Source organism: Duganella sp. Dugasp56, from assembly GCF_047304105.1.
GTDB classification, from domain to species: domain Bacteria; phylum Pseudomonadota; class Gammaproteobacteria; order Burkholderiales; family Burkholderiaceae_D; genus Rugamonas; species Rugamonas hordei.
The window spans coordinates 37,097-55,062 of the sequence record NZ_JBGLYQ010000047.1 but is presented as its reverse complement, the minus strand read 5'-3'; the positions used below and the strand labels follow the sequence as shown (position 1 = coordinate 55,062).

Sequence of the window (17,966 nt, the reverse complement as noted above, 5' to 3'; positions counted from 1 at the left end):
TTTTTTTTTTTCTCTCTGCCGCGCGTGGGGTGGCGTTTGCGCGTGTTGGGTTTGTTCTTTTTCTTTCTTTCTCTGGGGGGGCGCCCCCCCCCCCCCCCCCCACCTCTAGCTCAACGACGCCGTGCGCGGGCGTGTAGAAACGATCCGAGTCCAGCTGGTGCATGTCTTCGGTGAAGCGCTCGAAGATTTCGTGGATGTCGGCGTAAGGCCGGTTCATCGCCAAATGAGCGCCAATCTGTTCGATGATCGTTTCCGGCGACTTTTGATTTTCGGTGGTCGCGTCGGCCCACTCGCGGCCAGGATGCATCGTGTCCCACGGCGAGCGCTTGTTGACCCGGGTTTCGGAACTGTCGCCATGCTTGCCCAGGCCGAAGCATATTTTCGTTTCCGAGTTCCAGATCGGTTTGAAGAAATTAATCAGGTAGTCCTCGGCCGATTTCTGGAAGCCCGTCTGGACGATAAGGAAGCGGCACTCGAAGTCATTGATATCCAGCGTCGTGCCGGCTTTCCTGATGCTGCGGGCGTGCTCGTTGAGGCGAGCGGAAAGCTTGGTGCCTTGGCTGACTGCGTCCTTGGCCGCCTGGTTGTCCGGATCGGCCTTGCCGACGTAGATCGGATGGTCCCGCCCCTTCAACGGCGCGTAGGGCTCGAAGTCGCCGCGATAGTAGATAGCGTACACGCCGGCGCCGTAGAATTCTGGAATCCTCGCCAGCGGGTGCTTGGTCTGTGCCACCAAGGTCAACGCCACAACGCGGCCGGACGTGTTCGGATCAGTGGGATCGAAGATGGACTCGGGGCGCAGTATTGGATCCAGCTTGGTGGTCACGTTCCTCAGTTGGGAAGTCACCTGCTCAAGCCCGACGCGGACTTTCTTGATGGCGCGCGCATCGTCACCGGCCTCTGCGGCAGCAATTTGATCAGTCAATGCGCGCAGCTCTAACAGCAAGGTCGCAAGTTGAGATGCAGATTTTTTACCTATCGCCATCGAGCCCATTCTTTTATTCATCTAATTCTATCAGCCCTAAGTAAGATCGAAAGTCACTGAAGCAAAGCTACTTCAAGACAAAGCATTGCGATTTTACTCTATCGCATCTACCGTCGTCTCAGGGAGCAGGCGATCCAACGCTTTCATTCCGCCGTCGCTCATTAACACACACTGAATGATCTCCCGCCAGTCGAGACGGAGGTGCTCAGTTTTTTTTGTCATAGAAATGATTGCCACCGCAAGAATGTCACCACAGAGTTCAATAGCGTAAATATCCTCATCACTTATCTTTGGCGGGAATAGAGCAGACATAATCGCGGCACCCAGTCCCCTCATGCCGGTTGACGCGCTCCAGTGATCCCAATGCCATATCCCTTTTTGTGGCGAAAAACCAGGTACATCATCATTAAGCCTAAATGACCATCGCGACACTTGATACATCCAAGCTGGAGGAAGAAGTAGGTTTCCGTCACTCAATTTAACGACATGGTTAAGGGCGTTTCCGTCAAAGCTCGGTTCTCGACCAGCGAAATATCTCTCGGCTCGCGATCGCAGATTAGCAATCTCTATCTGATGCCCAATCATAGCGGCGACTTGAGTCTGGCTGGCACCGAGCAGCGCCGCACACAAGACGTTGCCGATCCGCAGTTGGCGAGAATGCAGCGTCGTCAGATCTAGATACATGCGGTCAGCTAGCACCTCGGGTAGCGAGGTGCTGCACTCGGCATCAAGAATGACAGGCAAAATCCTGACGCCGTCGTGCCCCGCAATGTCGGCAACCATTTTTAACTCCCGGGCGAGGCCGGAATTGGCACGCTGAGCGCTGTCAAGAAAGTCTCGATCACAAATGCATACGACATGGAGCGGCCGTACAGCGAGCGCATTACGAATAATTTGATCGATACTCTGACCAAACAAGATATTGTCACGATCCCAAAAGACAGAAAAGTTGGATAGGTCAAGATACCGAATAATGTGATCTCGCAGCCATTCCTTGTGCGCCAAAGCTCCCCCCCAGGCGTACGAAACAAATACTGATCCCTCTGGCACTGTGGTTGAGCTAGTCATTAATTATGTGAGGTAGTTGTGATCGTTGATGTGTAGTGGTCGCGACTTGATCTGACAGTGACCCGGTTTGAAGCCTGCGACTGTCAGATCAAATTCAGCTGTTCAGTGTGGTGATTCTATCGCGCCACGCCTCTTTTCCGTCAACTAGAGTTTTCGTCGGCGTGCGCCCACAGCACATCTTTCCACAGTATTCGGTGCCCCGGTAGGCCAGAATCCGGACGACAAAAATCGAGGTCAGATGCACCTATCGCCGATACATGCAACAGCTTGTCGCTAGAAGGGAAGTAGATTTTATTCAGAGGAAAATATGCCGATCGTGGAGATCAACGTGGCGCCGCAACTCGTTTTGTCGCCGTCGTATGCCACCGCTTTGCCATTAACCGTGTGCTGAGCATTACCCCCCACGATCATGCAATTTTGGTGACCATAGATTGGACAAATGCATTTGTCTCCAACCAGCGCGACGGGCTTGCCGCTCACGGTTATATGGGCCGCACCACTTTCAACCACTTGGCCGCCATGTGAAGTCGGATCACCTAGCCGAATGACATTGGGCATTTAGCCCTCCTTACTTGAAGAGGCTGTTGGCCTTGACGCACCCACAGGGCGTCGACGCAAGCTAGAGGAAATCTTGTCCCATAACGCCAGAGCCTCAACATCCGACAGACTGGAATTTATAGGTTTCCCAGGTTGGCCATGGCCGGTATCGAGCTCCAGTATCAAGCTTGGAAGATAGACATCGTCCTGCTTGCTCAACGACTCCCACATGAAGCCTTGCAACGTGCTGCCGTTCGGCTCATCGACACGCTCCAGCATCTCTTCCCCAGGTATGCCGTTTAGCCCTCGCGCGCCTTCGCGCAGTACGTGGAACCTGTTTCTATACTCTAGCTTTACATCGTTTTCCGCGTCCCGTTGCAACAAGGTCTTTCCAGGATTGATACCAGCCATCGTTGTGAAAGCAATGGCTAGGTCGGGATGTTCTTTTATACCTAAGAATATCCCCGTGTACTCAGCTAGGTGTGCCGGCAAGGGGTCAACCAGCATTCCTCGGCTAAAACAAAATCCTTCCTGCTCTGGAATTTCATACTCCGCTCTCCACCTTAGCTGCTTTAGGATTTTCTCAAGCTTTTCCACATCAGCATCCCAACGTACTTCGGCATCGACCTTGTACGTCACGTCTCGTGAACGAACCAGCGCACGGATAGAAATAACTTGGTTCACCTTTTTTTTACTACCATCATATCCATCAAGCCAGTTCCGATTAAAAACGAATATTCGTCCCTGCACATCATCATTTTTGATCTCGTCGATCCTCTCTAGCGATACCCCATCTTTAGCGTTTTTTTCCATTTTTAACTTGGCTTCTAGGGAAGTCAGGCGACCGAAAAATTTCTCGTCGGATTCAACCCAAGAAGAGATATCCCATCCGGACAATGAAGCGTTTCGATAGGACACCACGGATTTCTCAGGAACATCCAGCAAAAAACGTCCGACGCATACCGTTTTCATACTCATGAGTCTGATACGCTCTTCCATCTTCTTCACCTCTAAATTGTGGTTTACCCAAGCTATAGCCAACGCGCAGCAAGCCGCGATCCACGCTAGGGGCAGTAGCTTTTTACGCGAAGAGAAATTCATACCTTTTGCATCAGTTTGACGATCAGGTGCTGCGTCAATGACAGCATCTCTGGGTTTCCGTAACCATCCTGATGAGAATAGCCCTGAGTACGAAATATTTGCCTGACCTTTCCTTCCGGGCCGGCGCCTGACTGCGCGGGGACAGTTCCATCGCCTGCGGTATCTTGTACCGCAGGTTGAAATCCCACGATTACACCCTTCTCTACTTCTATGTTTCTGCCACCCCCCACCGCATAACTGTGCGGTCTGGCAGCGTTCAATTTGCCAACGGAGAAACCGGACGGTGGAGACAAGGCTACCCATCTGCAGGTACCAAATGAGAGTTGGGATTTATCGTCAGCGTAAAAAACGAATGTGTTGGGATGGTAGTAATCACCTAGCACATCCATATGAAACTTCCGTGCTTGAGCTATCGCTGCTTTGATAATCTGTTCTAAATTACCCTCATATTTTTGTGCAGGGTCAGCAAATTCTGGATCGATCATTCGGTACCAAGAGCTAAAATCCGCATATAAAGCGTAGGGATCATCGACCGGAAGTGCTACCACTTCGCTCTTCTTCTGCGTAGATTTGACTTCGACAAACAGCCATGGTCTGGGATAAAGATGATTTGGAAGCAGTTCAAGCGGACCTGCTGCCGTAGACAACACCGGGGTAGTTTCAGCGATAGTCTGACCTGCAATCTCAGCGAATTTTTCTGCCTTTACGTTATCGATGAAACTGTTGCTGGGACTACTCGCTTCAGTGCCGCAGGCTAGGCGACGATAACAGGCCGGAGCCCCCAACGCTGGCATCACACCATGTATGATTCCCACGACCTTCTCAGGTATTTTTTTCGCACAAGCTCGGGCAACAAGTCCGCCCATCGAATGAGTCACTAACAAAACGGCGCTGCAGTTGCGGCGCTTACTCTTCCAATACTCGATGATGCTCTCAATACGGATCTTCAATGCCTCGGCAGAAAACTCGTTCGATTTCAACCAGTTGTATCCAAAAGCGTAAACTGGGTAGTGGAACTGAGCGAATTTCCTCAATTCCTCCTCTGTCAACGCCGCACCTATGCCCTCTTTGCTAGCACCCCACTTCGCTCGGTCATATACGTTCAACTGGCTCCAGCTGTCTTCTAGCATGGGATTGCCCCAGACCGACCGATATGTCGTGTTTAGATTTTGCTGCAAAGTGGTCAACAATAGGCCATAACTACTTGCGTGAATTTCCCCCCATCCTCTTTCCTTCGCTAGCTTTTCATCCCATACAAAATGTGGGGATGCGATTCCCAATGGAATAGGTCCATTAGGATCCACTTCTAATGTATTTTGATCCAAAATTTTCTGCCGGATGGCTGGGCTGCGAGACTTCCATTTTTTAGCCTCGTCCAACCCTTCTCCTGTTCCGTTCGGTGGACGCCAAGCAGCTTCTCCAGGTTTAAGTTCCTCGTTTTGCTTATCCGCAGAATTTGTATTGGCGCGCAAATTACTGCCCATAATTCCAGCGACAACGATGACGGGCATGACTTTAGTGGGAGGAACCGGCAGACGTCCGCGCGTGTTGTTGGCCTTGGGAGACAAAGGGACGAATGCTCGAAGGTTTCCCTCGTTGTCGTCGTATGGAGTGGCCAGAGGCCGCGTCGGTTCGCTCTTGTTTGATGTCGCCATGAGACTCTCCAGATGGGCACTATGCTTCTTCGGGATAGATAAGCACTTCGACGTCGCCGAATTCCTGGGCAGTGGCCAGCTGGGTACGTCCTTGGTCATCAGTCGTGCCTTCGATATTCCGGCCATCTGGCATCGTCAGCTTGTAGCGGCGCCCCTTCACAGGCTCACCTGTTTGCGAGTGGTAGAGAATGATGCGTTCATCCGTCTCGATGGACGTGCTCGGGAATTTAATCTCACTGACGTCGCCATCACCTCCGGTGCTGTGCGCGAAGGTAGACGACTTGATGGTATGGGTGCCTTTACTTTGCTGAGTGATAGTGCCGCCGCCGTAATTTACCTGAGCGCCTTTGCTTGCCAGCTTGATTTCCGGCGACTGCAGCTCGATTCCTTGACCCGCGCTGATGCGGATTCTTCCTGTTGCGGTCAGGTTGATGTCGCCATGATGGGCTTGAACAAGGACATTTCCACTCGCAGCGATTAACTTCATCCCGACTGCATGAGCGAAAACGCTGACACCTCTTAATGCCCGGACGAGAACGTTTTTCCCTGCAGAGAGGTTTGCATCGCCGGCGCTAAGCATGTCCAGCTTTGTCTCCGCACCGATCGCGATGTTTTTCTCGCTGGTGAACAGCATGCCTTCAGCTGCGTTGGCACACAGTGTTGCTTGCTTGCCACCCACTCGCCAGTTCCTTAGCTTATCTATGAGCGCAGAAAGATGCGGCCCATCTTCGTCGTCGGAAGAGTGGGTTTGTGCCGCTGAAGCCAGTTGCTTGGCGATGCTGTTTAAGACGTCGGCGATGCCGATTAGGTCATCTCGCTCCAAATGATCGGTGGTTGCGACCTGGGTGGATAGCAGCATTCCGTTGCCGGCACGGATAGATATAGATTCGTTGCTGGTAAGTTCCGCGCCTTCTCCCCGCTGCCTCGCGACACCGTCGCTTCTTGCTGTGGTGAGAAATCCCAGGTTAAGCTGGGTTTGCGCATGATCGCTTGTTAATTGAGCGCTGATCTGTCCCGCCGTATCATCAAAGCTCAGTTGGTTGCCCCGACTGCCATGGATCTCCCGACTGCGAATCCCCGACAGATAACGATTGCCAGGCAATTCTCCAATGGCACTCAGTGCAGGTGGTCGCGCTTGCTGGTTGTAGAGCTGCCCCACGATCGCCGGCTTGTCCGGATCGCCACCGAGGAAGTTGACCAACACTTCAGTGCCGATGCGCGGCAAGCCGACGGTGCCGCATTGCTGCAGGCTGCCCGGTCCGTTGCCGGCCCAGTTCGAGGCGACACGTACCCAGGCAGAATCGGTTTCTGAGTCTGAAGCGCCTGCATTGGCAGCCTCCTCGTGATCGGCTTGCCGAGTGCCGGGGAAGCGGATCTTCACCCGCCCCATTTGGTCGCAGTGAACCTCCTCCCCTTCCGGCCCGACGACGATCGCGCTTTGCATCAGCGCCTGCGGCAGGTCGGTCTGCGGATCGTAAGCCGGCACGATGATCACTCCGCGCCGCACCGCCGTGAATTGAATATGCATGCGCAGCGGCCCCGATGCCACCTGGTCCGCCACATCCCTTTGCATCTGCAGCTCCTGCGCGCCCTGCATCCAGCGGCTGCGGGCGAACAACCGCTCCACGCGCGCAGCTAGCGCCTTGGGCAGGTTGTTCTGCGCATTCACCTGCAAGGCCGTGACGACGAAGTCCCGCTCCTCAACTGGATGCTCATCCACCTCCGGATGCTCGGCCAGCGTGAAGTACTCCCCCGCGCACAGATCGCGAACGCTGCCTTCACCGTGGAAGCATTTTGATTCGTAGTCGTGCCGGTTCATGCGCAGCTGGCCGAGGCGGCACAAGTCCTCGTTGTCATCCCCGGCATGCGGCATCAGGATTTGATAATCGTCCAGGCTCGCGGCTAGCTCGTTACCGCTGACGCCTTGATCGACGCCGCTGCTGGCCTCCGCCATCATGAAGTCCCGGCCTTGCGAATTGCGATAGTCCCAGCTATGCCGGGTCACCAAGCCAGGCTGCAGGCTGCGCGCCGCGCTCCAAGACGTGATCGTGTCGCGCTCCTCGGTCGCGGCGTCGCGGTGATAGCGGATGGTGCCGGCGGCGTTCTGGCGCAGGCTGTCGGCATTATTGAACAGCACCAGCGTATGCACCGGCACCTCGCCGCCCTCGGCGCGCACGTACCAGCCTATGCCCCGCCGCTTCAGCATGCGCCGGATGAACGCCGCATCCGATTCATTGTGCTGCATGGTGAATTCGCGCTTCGGATATTCGCGCTGGCTGAAGGCTTCATCCACCTCGTGCTTGAAGCAGGTGCCGATGATGGGGCTCTTCTGCCGCCACTCGTTCAAGATCCTCTGGACGATCTCCACCTCGTCCATGCTGCGGAACACGCGCGTATTGATGCGCTTTTCCAGTATCGCCAGCGCATCGCGCAGTACCAGTTGATAGCTGGCCAAACCGCCGTCGCTGTCGCCGGAACTGGCCTCGGTGACGATGCCGCAGACGCTGCGCAACTCTCCCGTATCGGTGACGAATTCCAGCGCGGCCGGCACGGCGATCATTTCCTTCAGCGGCAGGCTGGCGTTGGACGACACGCACAGCACGCGATACTCAATCCCGCCGCACAGCGCCTCCGAGCCGAACACTCGCTGCGGCAGCAGCATGTCGTCGTTGACGCCGCCCGGAAGATCCAGCCGCAGGCGCAAAGGCCGATTGCTGGTCACCAGTTCCTTGGCCAGGCCCATGAAGCTGAAGAATTCGTTATCGCTTTCCACGGTCGCTCCTCAGGTATGCAGCAGGTACATCAACTCTTCGCGATCCTGTCGCTGCGGGCCGCCAACCAGGCAGGCATTGACGCCCAGCCGGCGCTCTCCATCCAGGCGTGGTGCACAAACGTCATCCGCCCGCTGGATTAGGCGCACTTCATAGGTCATGCCGATCCCGCAATGCAGTCCCAGCATCGATTCCAGCTGTCTGGCAGCGCCACAGCCGGGCAGGAAGCCTTCGTATGCTTCTTTATTCAGCGGGCCGATACGCAGGCGCACACGCGCGTCGCAGCCGTAGATGCGTTCACCCAGCATCACTCCCGCTCCGAGATCGACATTGGCCTTGCCCAGTTGCGCCTGATGCCCGGCAGCCAGCAGTTGCCACTGTCCGATCAACTGCTCCACCACAAAGCGCACATTGAAGTATTCCGAATAGATCCCCGCCAGCAGCGGCGCCGACACGCTGCGGCTCCTGATCTGCATGGCGTAGCGGGCCAGCGTCTCGCGGTCGACGGTGCCGTCGGGTTCGGCGCCGGACAAGGCAAGCAGCATCGCGAGAAAACCGTCGTCGCCGTCCGGTGTCGTCATGCATTCCGGCCGATGCTTGGCCCACGCCAGGTAGAACATGGCCAGCGGCCGATGCGACAGCACGTCCAGGAAGGCGCGCGGGCCGCCGTCGTTGCTGGTTCGTTCGTGGCGGTTGATGCGTTCCGAGTAGTGCAGCGGCAGCACGCCATGGCTGCCCAACAAGCCCATGAAAGCCGGCGTGAGGCGAATCAGGTCATCGCCATCGTCGCTGATGTTCTCGATCTGGTTCGGCGGGAAGGCCAGCGACAGCCGGTTGCGATAGCGCAGCCGGCGCGTCGGCTGCGCCTGTTCGACCAGACGCACCGCCTGGAAAAACTCGAACTGCTGCGGTTCCGCCAGCAGTTCGCCGATCAAACCAGCGTCAGTGCGCCGTTGCGAGGCAGGCATCGCATCAACTCCTTTCCGCTGACATGGGACAACACGACCAGTTGCGTAAAACTGTTCAAATGCACGTGCAGGCCAAACAGATGGTCGAGCAATTGCGCGAAGGCGTGCAAGCCGGTGCCGGCATACGCCTCCTCGTCCAGCGACACGCGCACTTCAATACCACGCAGATAGGCATTGCCCTGCGCCTGTCGCACCCACGCGGTGGCCGGCTGGTGCGACAGCGCCATGATGCCGTCGATCTGCCGCTGCGAGACGGCGTTGTCCTGCTGCGCATACAGCCGCAGCATGGCCTTCAGCGCCGGCAGTCCTTCCTGGGTCAGCGAGCGGTGGTTCAGCGCCAGGTGCGTGATCAATCCCCATTGATTGCTGCCGACAGTCGCCTGCCGGTACGACAGCGTGGGCCGGCGCAGCATGCGGATCGGGAAGCTGCCGGCTGACGCTTCGGTACTGAGGTCGCCGCTCGGCCGGCCGTATTGCAAGCCGTGCGGCAGATTGCGGTTGGTGCAGGTGACGCGCACCGATGCCGTGCCTTCGTCCAATTTCAGCGGCGAAAAATCGCGGTCCACCAGCGTGAGCGAATATTCATGGCCTGCCTCGGCATCGGCCAGCTCCTCGTCGCGATGGGCGAGCCAGTAGTGGCCTTTGCGGCTTGCCTCCTCGCCGTGGCGTAGAGAATAGTAGGGGAAGAATTCCGTCACCGAACTGCCTTGCTGCGATTTACGTAGCAGCTGCACCGAGTCGATGCTGTAGATCTCGCAGGCGCTGCCCGGCATTTCGTCCGGCATCAGCGGATAGCTGCTGCTGCGGTGGTTGATGCGTATCGGCGTGGCTGGCTGCGTGAACAGGTTGATGACAGGTGTGCAGCCCAGCACCAGGTTGTCTGCCGATAGCGTGCGCAGGATGCGCGCGGCCGGTGCGTCGGCACACACATCGTCCAGCGCGATCCGCAGCGTCAGGCGCGAGCAGTCGGCGGGGCTAGCGGCGAGCAGCGCGGACAAGTCGATATCGAAGAAGTCGAATTTTTCCTGGAAGGCGAAGTATTCGCTCAGAAGACGGTAGGCGCTGTGCTCCGATGGCGCTGCTGGCAGCAGTGCTTCTTCGGCGGAGAAACCGGCTGGGGCGATCGGCAAGCGCTCCAGCATGCGCCATTGTCCATCCGCCTCCACACAGGCGCAGGCAGCGCGCATGAAGAGCGTATCGCGCAGGGTGGCCCGCAAGGTAGCCTCGCCGTCGATGAAGACGCGCAGCGTGGACAAGCCCAACGAGGCCAGTCCGCGCCCGGTGGCGGTGTTTTCGATGGTGATGCAGATGGCGGAACCCGCTTCGCCCGGCAGCGGCAGCGTCGATGGCGTCTGGATGTAGGGCTCGAACCATGCGGCGCTGATGGCCACGGGCGCCACCGTCACGTCGTAGACGGTGCGGAAGCGGCAGGTGACTGCGCTGCGCCCCAGCGACTTCATCGCCGTGCCGCGCGGCAGCGTGGTGACGCTGCTGATTGCGTTGTCCTTGGCGCCGCTGTAGTCGATGCGGGCGATGGAGCAGGAAGGAATCGGCCGCAAGTAATGCGGGTACAGCATGCCGAGCAGCGATTCGGTGAAGTTGGCATAGCCGTCGTCGAGCAGCTTGGCGACGCGGGCGTTGAGAAAGGCGGATGCCTGGATCAGCCGTTCGACATGGGGATCGGCGCAAGTCTCGCCGCTGATCTGCAAACTGCCCGCCAGCTTGGGATAGCGCCCGGCAAACTCGGCGCCGGTGCGCCGCAGCATGCTCAGTTCGCGTTCGAAGTAAGGCAACAGTTTTTCCATCGTGGCATCCGTCGCAAAAGTGCAAACCCAAATGGCCTGCACAGGTTGCCGATGATGTCAGAACGCGAATGCCGCTTGTTGATATTGAGCAATAGGTGAGACGGAGTCACAGGCGGCGCGACCCAGCATCGTCCCTAGCCAGCGCTATCGCGGACGTGAGGTGACGAGCCTATAATGTAAAAGACAACGTTCACAATCATCATCATGAGCAAGTGTCTGGCCGAACGCGTTAACGATTTTCTGACCGCCATGACAAGGCTGGAAGAAGCCCTCGCGCAGCCCGAAGACTCCTTCATGCGCGACGCCACGATTCAACGTTTCGAATTCACCTACGAGCTCGCATGGAGGTCGCTCAAGCTATGGCTGGAGACCAAGGACATCTCGGCACTGAACGCTAAAGACACCCTGCAAGCAGCGCTTGAGCAAGGATTGCTAGTTGACGGAAATGGCTTGAACCAGCTGCATCGGATGCGTAATCTCGCCAGTCATGCCTATGACGAAACCCAGGCTCGGCAAGTCTATCGTTTCATTAAAAACGATGGCTTTCAGTTGCTTCGCGTATTGGCGGATCAGATACTGCGACAGCGGACTAGCGGTATCGGGGCTTCGGCTTAAAGCCAAAGCCGCCGCTCACCCACCCGACAACACTCCCAGCAAATCCTCCGCCGTGATCTGCAAGCCTTGCGTTTCGCCGCCGGCCAGCACCGCGTCGGCCAGGCCGGCCTTGGTGCGTTGCAATTCCTGGATTTTCTCCTCCAGCGTGCCCCGCGCAATCAGGCGGTAGACAAACACCGGCTTGTCCTGGCCGATGCGCCAGGCGCGGTCGGTGGCCTGGTTTTCCGCCGCCGGGTTCCACCACGGGTCGTAGTGGATCACCGTGTCGGCCGCAGTCAGGTTCAAGCCCACGCCGCCCGCCTTCAGGCTGATCAGGAACACCGGCACCTCGCCGCCCTGGAACGCGTCGACCTGGGCGGCGCGGTCGCCGGTGTCGCCGGTCAGCAAGGCATATGGCACCGCCCGCGCCTGCAATTCCGCCTCGATCAGCGCCAGCATGCTGGTGAACTGCGAAAACACCAGCAACTTGCGGCCTTCGGCCAGCAGTTCGTCGACCAGTTCCATCAGCACCTGCAGCTTGGCCGATGGCGCATTGGCCTTTAGCGCGCCGCCGGCCTTCAGCAGCCGCGGATCGCAGCACACCTGGCGCAGCTTGAGCAACGCATCGAGGATGACGATCTGGCTGCGCGCCACGCCTTTGCGGGCGATCTCCTCGCGCACCTTGCTGTCCATCGCCAGCCGCACCGTTTCGTATAGATCGCGCTGGGCGCCGGCCAGTTCGACCATGCGCACCATTTCCGTTTTGGACGGCAACTCCTTGGCCACGTTGTCCTTGGTCCGCCGCAACATGAACGGCTTGATGCGACGTATCAGCAAGGCGTTGCGCTCGCCGTCGCCGTCCTTTTCGATCGGCTTGCGGAAATCGGCGTTGAAGACTTTTTCGTCGCCGAGCAGCCCCGGCATCAGAAAATGGAACTGCGACCACAGCTCGCCCAAGTGATTCTGCATCGGCGTGCCGGTCAGGCACAAACGGTGCCGTGCCTGCAACAGGCCGGCGGTCTGCGCCGCCTTGGAACGGCTGTTCTTGATGTACTGGGACTCATCCAGTATCAACAGATGGAAGCGCTGCTGGCGCAATACTTCCTCGTCGCGCGGCAGCAGCGCGTAGGACGTCAGCACCAGGTCGGCCTGGCCGATTTCGTCAAAGCGCTGCAGACGTTCCGGCCCCGTCAAGGCCAGCACCCGCAGTCCGGGCGTGAAGCGCGCCGCCTCTTCCTGCCAGTTGGTCATCAGGCTGGTCGGCGCGATCACCAGCGCCGGAACGTCGAGGCGGCCAGCCTCCTTTTCGGTCAGGATATGGCTGAGCGTCTGGATGGTCTTGCCCAGTCCCATGTCGTCGGCCAGGATGCCGGCCAAGCCGTATTCGCGCAGGAACTGCATCCATGCCAGTCCCTCGCCCTGATACGGACGCAGCTGCGCTTGCAGGCCGGCCGGCGCCTGCACCACCCGTACGCGCTCGAACGCGGCCAGCTTGCGGCCCAGCGCGCGCGAGCGCTCGCCGCCCATCCAGCGTAGTTGCGCTACGGCCTCCAACTCGGCCAGCCGCGCCGCATCCAGCGCCGGCAGGCGCAGCGCATCGCCGATGCGGTCGGTGAAGTACAACTCACCCAGCGTACGCAGGATGGGCTTGACGCGGCCCCATGGCAGCGCCACCCGCACGCCGTCCGGCAAGGCGGCCAGCAGCGGCTCGTCGTCACCGCGCGCTTCCAGCGCAGCCGGTTCGAAATCGCGCGGCGCCTGGCGTATCAATTGCACCAGCACCGGCAGCAGCGGCACTTGCTTGCCGTTGACGACGATGCCCAGCTCCAGTTCCAGCCAGGCGCTACCGCTATCCTCGTCGCCCACCTGCGCAAACCAGTCGTCGATGCCGGCCAGGTCGAAGCGGAAGCCCGGCGCCAGTTCGATCAGCCATCCTTGAGCCCGCAATGACGGCAGCGTCTGGCCGACAACGTCCAGCCATGCGCGTTCGGACACAAGGTGCAGTTCGCCCTGCGGGGCCCCAGGCACCAGCCGCTCCGTCGCCGGTTCATGGAAGCCGGCTGCCCGCAGCACAGACCACGCCGCCGCTTCATCCTCCTGGTGACGAACAATTGTTTCGATGCCCGTATCGCCCACCCGTATCAACTCGATGTGCGGATCGGCACCTACGCGCTGGCCGTCATATTCGAAGGCCAGCATGCCGTAATCCCCATGTGTCGCGCCGCCTGGCGCGGCATACAACGGCGCGCTGCCCAGCGTCAGCACCGGTTTGGGCTTTATGCCAGTACGCGACACGGCATCCAGCCCGGGCAATGGCAACAGGCCTTTCAGGCTGGTGGACAGCAGTTCGACGGCGAACGGCGCCACATGGGCGGGCGCCAGCCGCGGTGCGCCGGCGACCAGTGCCAGCCATTCCTTCATCGACAGCACGGCGAAGGCATCGGGCAGGTTCAGCGCTCCGATATTGCCCGCCGTCACATACATCGGCGGCGAGGACGGCAACACGTGCTCGATGGCGGCGCCGTCCTCGAATTCCCAATGCAGCCGCAGGCTGGCTTGGGCGTCCTGGGTGGCGTGCCACCCCAACCGGCCGGCGCGGATTGGGCCGTGCCGCAGTTGCCGCAGCCCTGAACGCAGATCCTCCTTGTCTCCGGCCTGGTAAAGCACGCCCATCTCACACAACTGCGATAGTAGCCGGGCCGCGCCGTGACCGGCCGGTTCCAGTGTCGGGGTCCCCCAGATACTCGTCATCAAGCCGATAAAGGTCGAGGCTGGAACGCGATCTTCCTCCCGCAGAAATGCCGGTGGCGTGTTGTGGAAGCCATACAGATCACTGATCGGCGTCGCCGTGCGGATTACGCCGTCGGCCGCAATGCGTCCTTTGTACATCCCCAAGCGCAGCGGACCGTTGCCCGGCTGCGGCATCAGCACAAAAACAAGCCGGTGGTTGACCTTGGGAGGCGGCTTGACCACCTTTTTCTGGCGTCGCGCCAATTCAGTCTGGTACTCGACGTTGGCCAGCCATTTGCTCATCTCGTAAGGCAGCCCCTGGTCGGCCCGCAGAAGTTCGGCACCGGCCTCCGCCTCGCAGACCGCCAGCAACACCGCCACCACGTGCTTGCAGTTATGCGCCATGGGGCAGCTGCAGTCGCCGTCGAAGTGGCGCCGTTGGCCGCGGTAGACCATCTTGATGGATTGCCGGTAGGGGCTGGCCGAGTTGCCACTGACCTTGCCCTTGATGACGCCGCCGTCGAGACTGGCCTCCTTGACCAGGTTACGGCGATGGTAATCGGCGCCACGAGAGTAAGTGGCGCTGTCAAACTGACTGCGTACATCGTCGGTGGTAAACAGCATGAAGCAAGGGTGAGGCTAGCCCACGTTGATGGTTAACGAATGGCTATTATCGCCGATACGCCAGCCCCACTCCGGCTTCAAGGTGCGATGCGATGTTTACTTCGTCACCCGATCCCAGCCTTCGCGCACCGCATCCTTGAACTTCTCCCAGCTCGACTGCGGGTGCTTGTTTTCCCAGTCGCTGCGCAGTTCAGGCTCGGCATGCTCCCACGGCTTGTCCTTGTAGCCGGGGTTGCCGGCCATCGATTCGCCGTAGCGGTACGCCGGGTCGTATTCCTGATAGGTGTTGCCGGTGTACGAGAAGGTCTTCTCCCAGTGCGAGCGGAAGTACTCGGCATCGTCGCCGCTCTCGTCGCCGCGCAGGATGTCCAGGCTGTCCTGGTTCGGCTTGCCCGTCTCGCGCGGGTAGATGCGCATGCCGCTGCGCTGCACCGTGCTCTGCTCGGAGATCGGCACGCTGGCCGGCGCCACGACTGCCGGCTCAGCCTTCGCCTGGCCGCGCTGCATCGAGCCCGGCGTCAACAGCCCCTGCTCGGAGCGGGCGAAGTCCACCGCTTTCTCGCGCGGCAGGATGCCGTGCAGTTCCGGTGCGCTTTGCTGCGCGCCCAGGCTGCCCTGCGCCATGCCGGCACCGCTGCTGCGCAGTACTTCGGCGCCGGTCCAGCCGCTGGCGCGCCACATGGTTTCGTGCTCGTCGATGTCGATCGGGCTGAATTCCTCGACGATGTCGGCCGCGCGGTCGGCCGCTTCCATGCTGTGGGTCTGGATGGTCAGCACGACGTGGCCGCGGTTCAGCGCTTCCGCATAGACGTGCCGGTCCGCATGCTCGCGCCCCAGCAGGTTGCTGAACATGTGCTTGATGCTCTCGAGGATGGAGGCGTCGTCGTTGATGCGCGGCGTCCCCGCCACGCTGCCGGAGTCGCTCACGGTGATGGTGTCGCGGTCGTAGCCGCTGTGGATCAACTCGTCCTTGGCTCGGTTAGCCTCGGCACGGGTTTCAAAAACTGCTGCGAGTGTGTGTGTCATGGTGGGCTCCTGGATAAAGACGCTGGCGGTCGAACGGTGTCCGACTGCAATTCCAGTCTACGTCTTACGCCGCGGGCGTAGCGCTCGTTTGCCAGCAGGAAAATGCGCAGACTGGGTTGCATGGTTCAAGCCGCTCAGGCGGCCATCAGTTGCTGCTGCAGGGCCTGGTTGAAGGCGGGGATGTCGTCCGGCTTGCGGCTGGTGATCAGCTTGCCGTCAACCACCACTTCCTCGTCGCTCCACTCGGCGCCGGCGTTGCGCAGGTCGGTTTGCAGGCTGGGCCAGCTGGTCAGGTGCTTGCCCTTGGCCAGGCCGGCGTCGATCAGGGTCCACGGGCCGTGGCAGATCGCGGCGATGGGCTTGTCTTCGCGGCCGAAGTCGCGGATGAAGGTGATCGCTTCCTTGTGCAGGCGCAGCTGGTCCGGGTTGGCCACGCCGCCCGGCAGCACCAGCGCGTCGTAGTCGGCCGGGTTGGCGTCGCGCACGTTGAGCTCCACTTCGTAGCGCGAGCCCGGCTGCATGTGGTTGAACGCCTGGATATGCTCGCCCTTGGCCTTGGTCGAGATCAGCGTGACCTTGGCGCCCTGCTGCTCCAGGAAATGGCGCGGTTCGGTGTATTCCGCCTGCTCCACGCCGTCCGTCATCAGGATCGCAACGTTGGTGTTTTTCAATTCGGTAGCCATGATTCCTCCTGTCTGGTGAGAACGGAGTAGCGTGCCATACCGATCGCGCGCCGCATGTGCGCGCACGTACATTAGCGGGCTCCCGGCCCGGAACTTGGGCCGGGAGCCCGCCTTGCTGCCAGTGCCCTGCTATCAGTGCGTGATCTTCAGCGCGTAGAACTTCACGACGGTGCCGGGCGTCGTCTGCGGCGTGCCCGAGACGGCGGACTGGTCGTAGTTGCCGGCCTTGAAGTAGAAGGTTTCGCCGTTGAAGCTCGAATCCATCGTGAAGGTCTTGGTGGTGCCGTTGACCTTGACGGTGATGGTCGATCCCTTGAGCGTCATCTGATAGGTGAACTTGGTGCCCAGCGGTACCGTGTCGATCGTGGTGGTGGTGCCGCCGCCGCCCTGGTTGGTGTTTTCCAGGAACAGCTTGACCGCGCCGCTGGAGCTGTATTGCAGTTCGCACAGCGGCTTGCTCGGGCCGTTGCCCTGGAAGATCTGGGCGATGGCGGTGTTGCTCGGCACCTTGGTCACTTTCAAGGTCGCGTCCAGCACGTTGGTGCCGCCGGTCAGCCAGGTCGCGTTCTCGCGGAACTCGACGCGCGGATGCAGCGAGCCGGAGGTGGTCCAGCCCACTTGCGGATCCATCATCACCATGGCGCCGTCGCTGCTGTCGGTGTAGAAGTAGTACTGGTTGGTGTAGCCGCCTTCCAGTTGCGAGCCGCTGACGGTGTCGACATTGCCCGACGAACCGGTCGGCATCTGCAGCGTGAACGGCGAGAGGTTGAAATTGCCGCCCGGCGGCAGGCCGGGATTGAGGCCGCTGCTGCTGCAGCTGCCGGCGCCGTTGGTGTAGACCTCCAGCTCCAGCAGGCTGACGAAGTTGTTGACGTCGCTGCCGGTGCCCAGCACGCGCACGTATTTGGCCGATACATCCGGGATGTCGTAAGGCTTGAGCGCGGCCGAGGTGCCGCTGTTGCTGCCGACGAAGGAGTCGGTCCAGACGCTGCCGTCCACCGAGGTCTGCAGGCGGAAGTTGTATTTGCGCGAGTCGCCGTTGTACCAGGCCAGGTTCAGCGAGGTGACGTTGTAGCAGCCGCCCAGGTAGTACTGCAGCCATTGCGCGCCGTTGGTGGCGTCGGCCGACCAGCGCGTCGTCAGCGAGCCGTCGTTGGCGTTGACGGGCAGATTGGTGTCGCTGGCGCTGGCGCTGATGTTGGCGTTGGAAATGGCCAGCTTGCTCTGGGCCATGGCCGACAGCGACAGCAAGGCGGCCGCCGCCACGAATGCGAGTTTGCTTAGATTCATGAAGTCTCCTATTAAGGTGGTTTTTATGGTTTCGGGCAATTTTTGACGGTTACATTTCAGAAGTAAACCGATTACCTCAAATTAGTATTTTTTAATATTATCATCTTCTAATTACTGTGTACGATTTTG

The 17,966-nt window shown here is 59.5% G+C and carries 13 protein-coding genes; 1 reads left to right on the top strand and 12 read right to left on the bottom strand.

Annotation, left to right across the window (positions count from 1 at the left end; all coding sequences use genetic code 11):
- From ACCD07_RS26460 to tssF, 8 genes are all read right to left on the bottom strand, one after another.
- Positions 1-1,006 (bottom strand): Eco29kI family restriction endonuclease (locus tag ACCD07_RS26460; RefSeq protein ID WP_413449060.1); only part of this gene is annotated, 1,006 nt, incomplete at its 3' end.
- Positions 1,007-1,078: 72 nt separating this feature from the next.
- Complete coding sequence (locus ACCD07_RS26455; RefSeq protein ID WP_413449059.1) at positions 1,079-2,053, bottom strand: toll/interleukin-1 receptor domain-containing protein; 975 nt, start codon at positions 2,051-2,053, stop codon at positions 1,079-1,081.
- A gap of 291 nt (positions 2,054-2,344) precedes the next feature.
- A complete protein-coding gene (locus tag ACCD07_RS26450) occupies positions 2,345-2,611 on the bottom strand; it encodes a PAAR domain-containing protein (protein ID WP_413449058.1) in 267 nt (88 codons plus the stop codon).
- Positions 2,612-3,691: a T6SS immunity protein Tli4 family protein gene (locus ACCD07_RS26445; protein WP_413449057.1), complete on the bottom strand. Its 1,080-nt coding sequence runs from the start codon at positions 3,689-3,691 to the stop codon at positions 2,612-2,614.
- Positions 3,688-5,346 carry an esterase/lipase family protein gene (locus ACCD07_RS26440; protein WP_413449056.1) on the bottom strand — a complete coding sequence of 553 codons (1,659 nt, stop codon included), beginning with the start codon at positions 5,344-5,346 and terminating at the stop codon, positions 3,688-3,690. Before ACCD07_RS26440 ends, ACCD07_RS26445 begins: the two co-directional genes overlap by 4 nt.
- 19 nt (positions 5,347-5,365) lie before the next feature.
- Positions 5,366-8,119, bottom strand: coding sequence for a type VI secretion system Vgr family protein (locus tag ACCD07_RS26435; RefSeq protein WP_413449055.1), 2,754 nt, complete (start codon positions 8,117-8,119; stop codon positions 5,366-5,368).
- 9 nt (positions 8,120-8,128) lie between these two features.
- Positions 8,129-9,085: a type VI secretion system baseplate subunit TssG gene (tssG, locus tag ACCD07_RS26430; protein WP_413449054.1), complete on the bottom strand. Its 957-nt coding sequence runs from the start codon at positions 9,083-9,085 to the stop codon at positions 8,129-8,131.
- Positions 9,049-10,890 carry a type VI secretion system baseplate subunit TssF gene (tssF, locus tag ACCD07_RS26425; protein ID WP_413449053.1) on the bottom strand — a complete coding sequence of 614 codons (1,842 nt, stop codon included), beginning with the start codon at positions 10,888-10,890 and terminating at the stop codon, positions 9,049-9,051. Before tssF ends, tssG begins: the two co-directional genes overlap by 37 nt.
- Before the next feature lie 204 nt (positions 10,891-11,094).
- Between tssF and ACCD07_RS26420 the strand changes: the two genes are divergently transcribed.
- Entirely contained in the window at positions 11,095-11,505 is a 411-nt protein-coding gene (locus ACCD07_RS26420; RefSeq protein WP_413449052.1) for an HI0074 family nucleotidyltransferase substrate-binding subunit, read from the top strand.
- Positions 11,506-11,520: 15 nt separating this feature from the next.
- Here the strand turns inward: ACCD07_RS26420 and ACCD07_RS26415 are convergent, their stop codons facing one another.
- From ACCD07_RS26415 to ACCD07_RS26400, 4 genes are all read right to left on the bottom strand, one after another.
- Positions 11,521-14,838 carry an SNF2-related protein gene (locus ACCD07_RS26415; RefSeq protein ID WP_413449051.1) on the bottom strand — a complete coding sequence of 1,106 codons (3,318 nt, stop codon included), beginning with the start codon at positions 14,836-14,838 and terminating at the stop codon, positions 11,521-11,523.
- A gap of 96 nt (positions 14,839-14,934) precedes the next feature.
- Positions 14,935-15,864 carry a hypothetical protein gene (locus tag ACCD07_RS26410; protein WP_353405155.1) on the bottom strand — a complete coding sequence of 310 codons (930 nt, stop codon included), beginning with the start codon at positions 15,862-15,864 and terminating at the stop codon, positions 14,935-14,937.
- 134 nt (positions 15,865-15,998) lie between these two features.
- Positions 15,999-16,547: a type 1 glutamine amidotransferase domain-containing protein gene (locus ACCD07_RS26405; protein ID WP_413449050.1), complete on the bottom strand. Its 549-nt coding sequence runs from the start codon at positions 16,545-16,547 to the stop codon at positions 15,999-16,001.
- A 132-nt stretch (positions 16,548-16,679) separates the two neighbouring features.
- The gene (locus ACCD07_RS26400) at positions 16,680-17,837 is read right to left on the bottom strand and encodes a polysaccharide lyase family 7 protein (protein ID WP_413449049.1); all 1,158 of its coding nucleotides are present in this window, start codon (positions 17,835-17,837) and stop codon (positions 16,680-16,682) included.
- Between the last annotated feature and the right edge of the window lie 129 nt (positions 17,838-17,966).